The 12,788-nt window shown below is 41.0% G+C and carries 11 protein-coding genes; 7 read left to right on the plus strand and 4 right to left on the minus strand.

The features are described 5' to 3' along the window. Positions 1–5 precede the first annotated feature (5 nt). Complete coding sequence (locus LV83_RS11760) at positions 6–4,535, minus strand: translocation/assembly module TamB domain-containing protein (RefSeq protein ID WP_170124568.1); 4,530 nt, start codon at positions 4,533–4,535, stop codon at positions 6–8. Between the two features lie 77 nt (positions 4,536–4,612). Between LV83_RS11760 and tsaD the strand changes: the two genes are divergently transcribed. The 7 genes from tsaD to LV83_RS11795 all read left to right on the plus strand — a co-directional run bounded on the left by tsaD (position 4,613) and on the right by LV83_RS11795 (position 9,152). Beyond that, positions 4,613–5,626: a tRNA (adenosine(37)-N6)-threonylcarbamoyltransferase complex transferase subunit TsaD gene (tsaD, locus tag LV83_RS11765; protein ID WP_111611732.1), complete on the plus strand. Its 1,014-nt coding sequence runs from the start codon at positions 4,613–4,615 to the stop codon at positions 5,624–5,626. A 2-nt stretch (positions 5,627–5,628) separates the two neighbouring features. Further along, on the plus strand, positions 5,629–6,096 hold the full coding sequence (gene smpB, locus LV83_RS11770; protein WP_111611733.1) for an SsrA-binding protein SmpB: 468 nt from the start codon (positions 5,629–5,631) through the stop codon (positions 6,094–6,096). Next, the gene (locus LV83_RS11775) at positions 6,059–6,856 is read left to right on the plus strand and encodes an SH3 domain-containing protein (protein WP_146613712.1); all 798 of its coding nucleotides are present in this window, start codon (positions 6,059–6,061) and stop codon (positions 6,854–6,856) included. Before smpB ends, LV83_RS11775 begins: the two co-directional genes overlap by 38 nt. A 3-nt stretch (positions 6,857–6,859) precedes the next feature. After that, on the plus strand, positions 6,860–7,369 hold the full coding sequence (locus LV83_RS11780) for an HNH endonuclease (protein WP_111611735.1): 510 nt from the start codon (positions 6,860–6,862) through the stop codon (positions 7,367–7,369). A 76-nt stretch (positions 7,370–7,445) separates the two neighbouring features. After that, a complete protein-coding gene (locus tag LV83_RS11785) occupies positions 7,446–7,880 on the plus strand; it encodes a hypothetical protein (RefSeq protein WP_111611736.1) in 435 nt (144 codons plus the stop codon). A 298-nt stretch (positions 7,881–8,178) separates the two neighbouring features. Next, positions 8,179–8,343 (plus strand): DUF1328 domain-containing protein, encoded by a 165-nt coding sequence (locus LV83_RS11790; RefSeq protein WP_111611737.1) that lies wholly within the window; start codon positions 8,179–8,181, stop codon positions 8,341–8,343. Positions 8,344–8,435: 92 nt separating this feature from the next. Then, on the plus strand, positions 8,436–9,152 hold the full coding sequence (locus tag LV83_RS11795) for a DUF502 domain-containing protein (protein WP_111611738.1): 717 nt from the start codon (positions 8,436–8,438) through the stop codon (positions 9,150–9,152). Between the two features lie 5 nt (positions 9,153–9,157). Here LV83_RS11795 and LV83_RS11800 read toward each other — a convergent pair whose 3' ends face one another. Genes LV83_RS11800 through LV83_RS11810 form a run of 3 tightly spaced genes read right to left on the minus strand, consistent with a single transcriptional unit; the run spans position 9,158 to position 12,770 of the window. Further along, positions 9,158–9,484 (minus strand): DMT family transporter, encoded by a 327-nt coding sequence (locus LV83_RS11800; RefSeq protein WP_111611739.1) that lies wholly within the window; start codon positions 9,482–9,484, stop codon positions 9,158–9,160. A gap of 36 nt (positions 9,485–9,520) precedes the next feature. Continuing rightward, positions 9,521–10,123 carry a ribonuclease HII gene (locus LV83_RS11805; RefSeq protein WP_211320478.1) on the minus strand — a complete coding sequence of 201 codons (603 nt, stop codon included), beginning with the start codon at positions 10,121–10,123 and terminating at the stop codon, positions 9,521–9,523. Next, the gene (locus tag LV83_RS11810) at positions 10,095–12,770 is read right to left on the minus strand and encodes an MGH1-like glycoside hydrolase domain-containing protein (RefSeq protein ID WP_111611740.1); all 2,676 of its coding nucleotides are present in this window, start codon (positions 12,768–12,770) and stop codon (positions 10,095–10,097) included. The genes LV83_RS11805 and LV83_RS11810 overlap by 29 nt, the downstream gene beginning before the upstream one ends. Positions 12,771–12,788 lie beyond the last annotated feature (18 nt).

Consider the following 12,788-nt stretch of genomic DNA (forward strand, 5'->3'; position numbering starts at 1 on the left):
ATTGTTTAAAGTTCTCCTTCTTTCAATAGCTTAATCCTTCTTTCGCGACTTAGCGAGTCAAGCCTTTCTTCTATATTATCAAGTTCAATTTTTTCCCATTCCGTCTTATTTTCAAATTGATAGCGCAAAAAATCATCCTGATCGTTGATGATCAACTTCTCTTTTTTCTTTCGGGTGATTTTGCTGAACAACTCCGAAAAGGAATTAAAAGATACGCTTTGGGATACGGCAACACCATAAGTAGAGACGTTTTTGGAAAGAGAAAGCGAGGTAAAAGTATTGAAGTTGTTTCTGTTGAAAATCCTAATTCGGTACACCCCATCTTCGGTAAGCATGTATTCTGCCTGCCAATCTCCTATGATGGAAGAAGCACTGGCGTTTCCCTGATTATTGGTGAAACCACCATCTCTAGACACACGGAGGCGTCCATCGAGGAAAGTATAAGCTACGCTAAGTTGGAAAGTTTCCAATGCATTTTGATCCAAGCTAGCAACGTCCAAATCTACTTCTAGATTTTTGTCAACCTGTCCCAAAAAGCTGTTGAGTTGGGAAGAAAGCAATTGCCCCAAGCTTGATGAAATATTGGAAACACCTGAAAATTGACCTTCTGGGGAAAATGATCTCGTCATGATAACTGAGAAAACCTGTCGGTTCATTTCCTGTTCATCATTGGCAATCTTATTTTGGAAAGAAGAAATAGTAGTTTGGGTTTCACCACTGGATGGGAATTCGGAAAAGTCAAATCCAAAGCTGATGTCAGGGGAGAGTAATTCACCATCCAGGTTCAACAAGACCTTGACTGGATATCTTCGGCTTGCTGCGGAACTTTGGTTGGACTGCGTCACCGAACTTAGTACGAGAGGCTGTAGAGACACACTTTCGGTGTATTCGGCAGAGATATCCATAATTCCGCTGTATGGATCTCCGTACCAAGTGATCCTTCCTCCGGGTTTGATACTGAATTGCTTTTTCACGACATTATAGAGGGAGAAATTATACATCCCCTCCGTGATTTCGTAGGTGCCATTCAGCGTGAAATTCCCCTGCGTATCAACATTCATTGTCAAAACTCCTCGTCCTCGTCCGGATATTCCTTCTTCCGTTCGAGGATCGATTATTATCTCAGTGTAGGCGTCAGGGGTGATGTCAAGCACGAAATTCATTCGTACGTTTTCTATTTCCAATCTATTGATCTCCTCAGCGATTTGCTGAATCCGAACAGTATCCTGAATATTGATCATGTTAATAAAATCCTCCTGAGCCTGCGTGTTACTGCTGGTCAAGGGGATATAAATTCTAGTATTTGGCTGGCTGGTAGCTCGTGCATTGATATCTAGATTTGTAATAGTACCAACAGCTTCAAGCGTTCCCGAGACGTAGGCTGTTCCATAAAAAGTCTCATTGTCCCTATCCGTGGTATTCATCACCTGAAGGTTGTTGAGGTTGGCTCTGATGTCCAATCGGATGTTATTAAAGCCTTGATGATTTATGCCCCCGGTGAGAGTGGCTTGATTGCCAAAGAGATCTCTCATAGAAACCTGCTGAAGGCTGATCTGATTAGGTCTAAAAAGGATGTTTCCGTTGAGTAAATAGGTGGTTTTAAGATAGTTTACCGTTAGTCTGCCATTGTTCAATCTTCCTGTGCCTTCTACTTTTGGTGAAGCCATAGTTCCTCCCAGGTCTAATTTGCCGGAAATACTGCCTCCCATACCAGATAGATAATTGGATAAAAATGGCTCAAGAATCACCAGGCTAGCTTCATTTAATGAAGCCTGCATATTCAGTTCTTGATTTTCTGTGAGAATATACCCTCCTAGGTTTATCGTTTCTTTTCCCTGATTGACATTAGTCAGGGAAACTTGTAATCGCTCTAGATCCAGGTTGGCTTTTGCAGCCATATCACCTATTGGAAACTGATTTATGGCGAAGTCATTCAGACTTAATTCACCTTGCATCAATGGATTGTCTAAAAGTTGCTCGAAAGATAGAAGACCATTTGCAGTACCGTCGAAGTCCTGCGGGAATAGGGTGTTCAAAAGGTCAATATTCACATTGTTGACCAATAAATTCAATCTATCCTCAACCCTGTCACTAATTGTGCCTTGTAGAGAAATAGACTGGTTTTCATTGAATAACTTGAGACTGTCAACTTGAATTAATCCTGGTGTAATTGTGATGAGGTTCAGGGAATCAAATTTCCATTCCCTATCTAGTACTTTCACGGAGGACGGCTCAAAAGCCAGCTGCGTATTTTGGCTGGAGAATTTGGCTACGGCATTGACTCTTGCGGCACTTTGCGTAGAATCCTGGTCCAGGGTGAGATCAATATCCATTTCATTTTGATCCCAAATGGCTTCAAATCCAAAATTGGTAAACTGCAGTGATTTGCCCAGCGACTGAGTTTTTGAATAGACATAAAACGAAGCTAGAATGTCCGGGCTATTGATGATTTTTGAGGTATTAAAATCTATGTTAATATTTTGAGCGGTGTTCGTTTTATACTTCAGTGTGTCAATACTTGTAAAAAAGTTAAAAACAGTATTTTCTTCTGTTTGATAGAAAGCTCCTTCCAAAACCATGTTTTTAGAAATACTCAAATCAGGCTCCAAAAGCTGAACAATTGGGTTGATATTGATCAGCCGAAGGTTTAGATCGAGGTTGTAAATCTCAGAGAAATTGCGCTCAAGATCTGCTATGGGCTGTTCCTCATTTAGAATGATGGCTATGTACTGGCTTAAAAGAATGTCCAAATCTCGACCCATTTGCTCCAGATTAAACTGACCGGAGGCAGCTGCGACTAGGTAATCTGAATTAACGGACATGGTTCGAGTGCCTCCGGCAAAAAGAGATTGGAAATTAAAGCTTCCCACGTCCAAAAATCTATCCTCATAGCCGACTTTAATGTTTCTGAACCGTGCAATTCCCTGGATATCATCCAGTTCTATTCCTTTTACATCAATATCCAGATTTCCGCTAATGAAAGTTGCCTTTTCTGTCAAATTCAATCGATCTAGAAATGCAGTATCAATTTGTAAACTCATCCGAACTGAATCAGTTGATTCACGAAGATTTACCTCACCGTTTGCAATGATTTTGAAGTTCGGGTCCTTTACCGCCAGGTTGCCTCGGAAAAGGTCTTTCCCATAAGTAGCGTCCGTCTTGATGTTGGTGTATTGGTAGTTTTTGAATCCGAATTTGCTGATATCAGCATCCACATCCAGAAGCAAGTTAGCTATGGAACTACCAGTTGTGGTTATACGTCCTTTGAGGCTTACTTTTTGAAATAATTCCCTGTCTTCAGCGATGATTCCTAAGTCTAGATTTTGGGTTGTAACATTAGAAACGGTCGTTGGTAGCCCATCAGCCCTGTCGAAACTCACCCTACCAGTGATGTCACCAATTGAAGTTTTAAAATCACCGTTTGTATCAAAGCGATGCAAATAACCCGCAAAATCAGCTGTGAGCCGTACTGTATTGAACTTGTTGATTTCTTTGGCAATATTGGAAGGCAAGTAAGGGGCTAAATCTCTTGCTAAAATCGTGGAGTTCTTAAGTGATAAGTTGATATAAGTATCCTCTAGATCCGGTAACCCATCTAGTCTAAATGATCCGAAAATGGCTGTTTTTTCCCCAAGCCGAATCAGGAATTCTTCTGATCTAAGATCAGACACAGGTCCAGATACTTTTCCGGATAAATAGATTTCATCATCAATATCAGGAAGGGATGGAGCGAAAAGTTTTAAATCACCCAAGTCTAGCTTGGTCTCATCCAAGTTAGTAATGATGACTACTTCCTCTTCAAAATTGGAAAATGCTGCCGGGGTGGCGTATTCAAATCGGAGGAAGTTTTTGATATGACTATTTATTGACTTTAGGCTTAGTCTATCAAACTCCATGAATTCCGGACCATATTTCATATTGGTTTTGAGTTCCATGATCTCAAAACCCGAAGTCAACTCTGTCCCTGTTAGCATTTTAATGTCAGCTCCAATCTCAGGGCCTTCCAAGTAAAAGTTCGAAGCATTTAAGGTGATATCAGAAAAGCGTAGTCTATTGTAATCCAGACCTTTTGTGATCGCGTCGGTTATTTCATTGACAATAAATATTTGGGAATTTCTAAGCTCTACTGTATTGATCTTAAACTGAGTGGGTCCCGAACTAGAGCTGCGCGAACTAAATATAGTTGAAAGTTCTTCCACCCAAAGATTGATGTTCATGTCTGAATCACCTTCATGGGTGAGTAGGTGGAGTTGAGCAGTCTCCATCCGTACAGCATTGATAGTGGTGATTCCTGGAGGAATTAAGGAAAGAAACTCGAAATCTGCATTGATTTTTTTGGCACCTATCATCAAACTATCCCGGTGATCTCGGATGATGACGTCGTCTAGCTCGAGTGCATCCCACCAAGTGAGCCTGATTTGACCGATCTCTGTGTGGAAATCTGAATTATTATTCAGAATGCCTGTTACAGTGTTTATTACCTTATTTTGAACCCAAGTGATCTGTAAACTCAGGGCCACTACGATAAAAAACATGACTGATGAAAAGACGATCCAAAGTATTACCCGAAACGCTTTGTGCAAAAAATCCTTAACTTTCGCGTTCTTTTCCAATGGGTACCAACGATATCTTTATTCTAGCAATTGAATCCTCGTGTGACGAGACCTCTGCGGCTGTTATAGCTGATGGCAAAGTACTTAATAATATTGTCGCCACACAATCAGTTCACGAAAAATATGGGGGAGTAGTTCCGGAGCTTGCTTCGCGGGCTCATCAGGAAAATCTTATTCCAGTGGTTCAGGAGGCCATTTTATCCTCAGGAATTTCTAAGGATCAACTTTCAGCAGTAGCTTTCACCAGAGGTCCTGGTCTCATGGGGTCGCTATTGGTAGGAGTAAGCTTCGCTAAAGCATTTGCCTTTGCAAAGAAAATCCCCCTCATTGAAGTGAATCATATGAATGCGCATATTTTGGCTCATTTTATCGAGGATCCAAAACCAAACTTTCCATTTATCTGCCTGACAGTAAGTGGAGGACATACTCAGTTGGTTTTGGTGAAAAGTCACTTAGAAATGGAAGTGATAGGAGAGACGCAGGACGATGCTGTCGGAGAAGCTTTTGACAAAACAGCTAAGCTGCTAGGATTGCCTTATCCAGGAGGTCCACTTATTGACAAATATGCCAAGGAAGGGAACCCGAAAGCTTTTCAATTTCCTATCACCAGAATGCCAGAATTGAATTATTCCTTCAGTGGAATAAAGACGGCGGTCCTATATTTTCTTCGGGACCAATTAAAAGATAACCCGAAATTTATAGAAGAAAACCTGGCCGATCTTTGTGCCAGCATACAATATTCATTGGTAGAAATGCTCCTGATAAAGTTGAAAGCGGCGGTGAAGCAGTATGGGGTGAAGGAAGTAGCTATTGCTGGGGGAGTATCCGCTAACTCAGGTTTGAGGGATACATTGACTCAGTTGGCCGGGCAAAAAGGCTGGAACTTGTACATTCCAAAATTCGAATATTGTACAGACAACGCTGCCATGATTGCCATGGCAGCACATTATAAATACCTGAAAGGAGAATTTTCATCTATGGATGTAGCTCCTCTCGCAAAAATGAAAATCTAAGCATGGCTAAGGATAATAAGTTTGACAAAGTCATCAATATAAAAAACAGAAAGGCAAGTTTTCAGTTTGAATTTGTAGATACTTACGTGGCTGGAATGGTTTTGAAGGGAACCGAAATAAAGTCTATTAGGGAAGGGAAAGTATCCCTTACCGAGGCGTTTTGTATTTTCTTGGATGGAGAGCTTTATGTACGTCAGATGCATATTGCTCCATATTCTATGGCGGCGAGTTATAATCATGTGGCTATCCGGGACCGAAAGTTGCTTTTAAGCAAAAAAGAACTGGAAAAACTCGAAACTAAGTCACAGGAAAAAGGGCTGACTATCATTCCAGTTCGTATATTTATCAACGACCGAGGAATGGCGAAAATGGAAATTGCGCTAGGCCGAGGTAAAAAATCTCACGACAAACGACAGGACCTGAAGGAAAAAGATGCAAAAAGAGAAATCCAGCGAATGGCCTTTGATTGATGCTTTTGGGATCTGCAGGCAAACAATTCTTCCTCTTTACCGCAGGCCTACATTTGATTCCGCATTGGTCACACAGTTACTTTTTGGTGAATGCTATCAGACGATAGCGATGACTTCCGATCAGCAATGGTTCAAGATTTTGCATGAGGATACTGGGCTGGAAGGCTGGATTACCACCCATACGATCAAGGAAATTCCGGCAGCAGACTATTACAAATTCCTCAATGCGGACTTTCAGGTAGTCACCAGTCCAATTGCGGCCATTGAATATCTAGGCACCAATCTCTATTTACTTCCGGGCAGCAGGCTCCATTTCTCAGACTTAGAGCTTTTCAATTGGCAGGACCATATTGGTTTTACTGGCTCTGTTCGCAGTCATGCGATAAAAGCTGATAGATCCCAATTAATTGATGTGGCCGTGAAATATGTGAATGCACCGTACCAAGCAGGAGGGAGAAGCATTTTTGGATTAGATGAGCGACAAGGTTTTGAACTGATCTTTAACATTGCCGGCTATTCATGGAAGTCAGGAAAAATTCCAGGTAGAAAAATTGACCCGGAGCACGTTTTGCCAGGTGATTTATTTATTTTCAAGGAGTTAGAAAAAAAGCAAGTCAACTATGCCTTGTATCTTGGAGCTGAAGAAGTGTTTTGGATGGACAATCGAATAAAAGTGTCGGATCTGAGTGAATGGGAAGCCCATCTAAGGAGCAGCAAGGATAAACAGGTGGAGCTAGAAACTCGGTCAATTATAAATTAAACTATGGAAAAGCGGGTATTGGTATTGAATTTAGATCATTCTCCCGTTGCGGTAGTATCTCCGCAAAAAGCCATCGTCCTATTACTCTTGGAAAAGGCAAACTGCTTATCGGTTTATGATTTGCTTCAAATCAGGACAGTCAGCCGCAGTTTTGCATACCCTGCAGTGATCTGTCTCAATCACTATAAAAATATCCCATATCGTGGCGTACTCCTGAATCGCGTCAATCTGTTTAGAAGAGACCGTGGAGCGTGTCAATATTGTGGAAGTAAAAGGCAGCTGACTATAGATCATGTGGTTCCTCGTTCCAAAGGAGGAAAATCTAACTGGACCAATTTGACCACAGCTTGCCACCGATGCAATGTGCTCAAAGGTGATAAAAGTCCCGAGCAGGTTGGGCTCACAATAATTAAAAAGCCATTTAAACCTTCTTTAGCTTATTTTTTATCAGAATATGCCGAACGCCAAGCAGAGGAGTGGTTGCCTTTTTTGAATGGCAACTTAGTACAGTAAGCTTCGATTTCTGGCTAGAAAGGTATAATTAGGAAGTTTGCCCTTTTTCTGGCAAAATAATTGCCGTGTTCATACCATGCATCTTTCCATCATCCCTACGCTACTACTCGCATTTGTATTACAAACCAGCCAAGTCAAATTTGAACAGCTGATTGGTACTTGGCAATTGGTGCATTTCGATGCTATGGATCAAATGAGAAACTCGCAGGAGTATCAGAATGCAACGCCAGCTATGAGAGCTGGGATGGAATACAAAATCAATAATAGGCTTGAAAATACTATCTATGAATTTGTACCTGGAGACAGTTTAAAATACACGGACTATGTCCGCCAAGAAATCGTTCAAAAACAGGCAAAAGTTGAAATCAGTAGCGAGGATGTGCTGACTATTCAAACTGGAAAAGAAATCAGAAAAGCCAAAATTGTAGAATTTAGTGGCGAAAGAATGGTGCTAGAGCCAATAAGCACTAATCCCGGTTCTGGGAAGTTGGTTTTTGAAAAAATAAATTAGAAAAAGTAGTTACCAATCACCACCATTAAAAAAGCTGTTAGAAAATCTAACAGCTTTTTTTTGTCCTAGATGTTCTAGTGTAACAAATATTTTCCCATAAGGTCAATGGGAATTGAAAAAAGTAGCTGCTGTTCTTGAAGTGCTTTTTTGATGGTAAGTTGCTGGTTTTGGGGTTATTATTCCCCGTAAGGATTATTGGAGACTACATGAATTCGCTCTAAAACACCTTTAATAGTCAGTTTGGCTGCTTGGTACGATTTTGAATTAATTTTCAACGAACCATAAACCACTAAAAACTATGTTACGCTGGATATTAATTTTCTTAGTAATCGCTTTGATTGCTGCTGTTTTAGGATTTGGAGGAATAGCGGCTGGTGCAGCTTCTATCGCTCAAATCATCTTTTACATTTTCCTGGTCTTGCTAGTCATCTCCTTGATTATGCATCTAGTGAAAAAACCTTAAGCTCTCTCAAAAGAGACAATTTCAAACAATTAACCAATGGTTTTGCGATTCGTGAAGAGTCGTGAAGCCATTGAAATTTTTCTTTAGAACCTATGAAATCAGATCCACATACTCCATTAATAGCAGAAGAAAAAACTGGAAGAGGAGTGATCCTTGATAGTTTGATTCAAGGTTTTTTAATCCTACTTCCGCTTACTATTATTCTTATTCTGCTATCGATTGTATTCAATTTTATTTTTGGAGTAGTTGCACCGCTCAGCGCGGCCCTAGATCCTGGAGCAGCTGAACCACATTGGATAATCAATGTGCTTTCGCTGGTGATTCTTAGCGCTTTCGTGTTTTTTATAGGTCTTCTTGTTAGAAATAAGGTTGGCAAGGTTTACTTCAAAAGCTTTGAGAGAAAATACCTCACTAAACTCCCGCTTTATAATTTAATTCATCAAACAGTTTATCAATTTGTAGGCTTGAAAAAGCTTCCTTTTTCAGAGGTGGTACTCTTGGATCCTTTTCGATCAGGTACTATGATGACTGGCTTTATAACTGATCAGATTGATGAAAAACTTTATACAGTATTTGTTCCTACTGCTCCAAATCCAACGAATGGCAACATTTACCATGTACCGAGAGAACTCATTACTTTTTTGAGTGTGACTACCCAAGATGCTATGCGTACTGTGATGGGTATGGGAACAGGCACTTCAAAGATGTTGGCTGGAATGGAGTTGTCAGAAATACTTACGGATGGAAGCGAAAAAGAAATAATAAAGTCTGAAATAGAAGAAGATAAGTTGGATAATATCCCTTCTTAAAACAGCTAAGCGGACACGAATTTCAAGCCTATAATGGATCCAATTAGCGTTGCGAGAAAAAACACACGCCAGAATTCTGCTGATTCTTTGAAGATAAAAATTCCAACCAATACCGTTCCTACTGCGCCGATTCCAGTCCAAACTGCATAAGCAGTTCCGATTGGCAGTGTCTGAGTTGCTTTGATCAAAAGAAGCATACTGATTGTGAGACAGACCAAAAAACCGCCATACCAGCCGTAAACCGCCAATCCAGTTGCATTTTTGGCCTTCCCAAGACAAGAAGCAAAACCAACTTCAAATAAGCCTCCGATGATTAATAGTATCCAGTTCATTTAAGGTTTCTTTTAAGATAACACAAGGACGCAAGGTTAAAATCTTAAGACTGTCTGCTCTTTCAACAACCTAAAACTCCTTCGATGCCAGATGCAATCCCCGAATTCTTCTATTCCTGTTCGATGATCTTTGGTAGGATAGCCGGCATTTCGCTCCCAAGCATAATGAGGAAACTCTTCTGCCAAATTCTCCATGAATTTATCTCGATATACCTTAGCAAGAATAGAAGCTGCCGCAATGCTAACAAATTTTCCATCCCCTTTGATCACGCATGTGTGAGGGATAGTCAATTTAGATTTCCAGCGATTTCCATCGATTAGCAAATGATCCGGTTGCACTTTTAAACCCTGAACAGCTCGAGTCATCGCCAGAAAAGAAGCGTTTAGAATATTGATCTTGTCGATTTCAGCTACGCTGGCTTCTGCGATTTGCCAGGCTAATGCTTTGTCCTTGATTTCCTCGATCAGATCTTCACGCTGCCTTTTACCCAGTTTTTTGGAATCATTGATCCATTGATTAGAATAATCCTCTGGCAAAATCACTGCTGCAGCCACCACGGGTCCTGCGAGGCAACCCCGCCCGACCTCATCACATCCCGCTTCTAACCGATTAGCTTCTAAAAAGGGTTTTAGAATCATGGTGCTGATCTTCTCTGATTTTATAAAACTTGTGAATCATCTCGGCGACCAAGCCAGTCCAGCCGGTCTGGTGGGAAGCTCCCAATCCTGCTCCACTATCTCCGTGGAAATACTCATAGAAAAGTATGTAATCTTTGAAGTGTGGATCCTCTTGGTATTTTTTATTACTCGCCCCAAATACTGGCCGAATACCATTTTCATCCTTCATGAAGATTTTCATGCAGCGAAGAGAAAGCTCCTTTGCGATAATATCCATCGTCATGTACTTACCTGATCCGGTCGGATATTCTATAGAGAAATCCCCTCCATAGTAGAAGTCAAATTTCTTTAGCGATTCTATAAGGAGGAAGTTGATCGGAAACCAGATCGGTCCTCGCCAGTTGGAATTTCCGCCGAACATAACTGTGTCGGATTCTCCAGGAGTATATTTTACAGACAGCGTTTCTCCTCCTATTTTCATTGAGTATGGATTTTTCTCATGGTATTTGGAGAGCGATCTTATGCCATATTCACTTAAGAATTCATTAGAGTCCAACATTTTATGAAGTACGCTTTTCATTCGGTGTCCTCTCAAAAGCGAAAATAACCTGCGTTTGTCATAGCCAGGTTGAATCCAGCTCGATACTAAGGCCGCTAATTTTGGTTTTTCCCGGAGGAAAAAATCCAGCCTCTTCTTGAATTCAGGAAGTTTCGCGAAGAGATCTTCCCGAATAGGTTCCACTGCGAAAAGGGGAATTAAACCTACAATGGAGCGGACTTTCATTTTACGAGGTTCTTTTCCAGGAATATGGAATACATCGTAAAAAAAGTTATCCTCATCATCCCAAAGTGAAATATGCTCATCGGAAATATCACTCATTGCTCCCGCGATATAAAGAAAGTGCTCCAGGAATTTAGTAGCTGTGAATTGATACACTGTATTGAATTCGCAGAGATCGAGAGATATGCGAAGCAAGTTCAGCGAGAACATCGCCATCCAAGAGGTGGCATCAGCCTGTTCTAGCTTGCCATGATACTTCTGAGCGTGACTTCTATCGAATACCGAAATGTTATCCAAACCTAGGAATCCACCTTCAAAGATGTTTTTGCCATCACTATCTTTTTGATTGACCCACCAGGTGAAATTGAGCATTAACTTATGCAGTGCTCTTTCAAGGAATTCCTGATCGCCTACGCCATTATTAGCTTTTTTGTCAATCTGATAAACCCGTTGTACCGCATAAGCATGCACGGGTGGGTTCACATCAGAGAAGTTCCATTCATAAGCTGGAATTTGCCCATTTGGATGCATGTACCATTCATTGAGCAAAAGGAGAAGCTGGTCTTTTGCAAACTCAGGATCTATCCTTGCAATCGGAATGCAGTGAAATGCTAGGTCCCATGCAGCATACCAAGGATATTCCCATTTATCAGGCATGGAAATGATGTCGTAATTCTGCAAGTGTCGCCAGTTACTATTTCTTCCTTCTTTTCTAATTATTGGAGGAACATATCTGCCTGGATCTCCTTCCAGCCATCGCTCCACATCATAGTAATAAAATTGCTTGGACCACATCATGCCTGCATAAGCCTGGCGTTGGATATTTACTAAATCCTCGTCGGTAACTCGCTCCTGAAGTGCTTCATAGAATTCATCCGCTTCTTTTTTACGTTGGTCTAGGCAAGTATCACAGATTTCTAGTGGATTTTCTTCTACCTGATGCTGAAGCCTGAGTTTTACTTGTCTACTTTCTCCAGCAGGGATAGTAATATCATAGATTGCCGCAGCTTTTGTGCCCTGATTAGCAGGGTTGATGTGGCTGGAATCACCCTGAACTACGAAATCGTTTATTGCGTCTTTTAGAAATTTCTTTTCATTCCCAATGTGGTAGATTCTCTCCCGATTGGTCTCGTTATCACAGAATTTTAGATCAGGATTCCCATCAAATGTGATGGAGTAATTACCTGACTTTGGGTTAAAGGCTTTAATGGTATTTTCACCAGTTTTGGTGAGCTTGGGCATAAATGGTTCATGCCCCGTAAACCAAGTCTTTCGAAACCAGAGTGTAGGCATTACCCAGATTGTAGCCTCTTTGGGCCCTCGATTATGGATAGTCGCTACTGCAATGATATCTTCTATGTCCTGCTTTGCATACTCTATGAAAATGTCGAAGTATTTATCCTCATCAAATATCCCGGTATCTATCAACTCGTATTCGGGATCTAGTTTGCTTCGCTTACTATTTTCTTCCAATAGGTCCCGGTAAGGAAACTCTGCTTGAGGATACTTATAAAGCATCTTCATGTAGCTATGCGTAGGGGTAGAGTCTAAGTAGTAATAGATCTCTTTTACATCCTCACCATGATTGCCTTGATTTCCTGTTAATCCAAATAGGCGTTCTTTTAGGAAAGGGTCTTTGCCGTTCCAAAAAGCCCAAGCCAAACAGAATTTCTGCTTGTTATCAGAGATACCTCCAATCCCTTCTTCTCCCCAGCGATATGCCTTACTTCTGGCATCATCGTGGGTTACGTTTTCCCAAGCAGAACCATCTGGGCTATAATCTTCCCTGACAGTTCCCCATTGTCTTTCGGTGAGGTATGGTCCCCATTTTTTCCAATGTTTGGTAAAGTCTCTATCTTCCTGTAATCGTATATTTTCAGCTGACATGTAATTCTCTCTAAAGGG

It is taken from the genome of Algoriphagus yeomjeoni (genome assembly GCF_003259505.1).
Lineage (GTDB): Bacteria > Bacteroidota > Bacteroidia > Cytophagales > Cyclobacteriaceae > Algoriphagus > Algoriphagus yeomjeoni.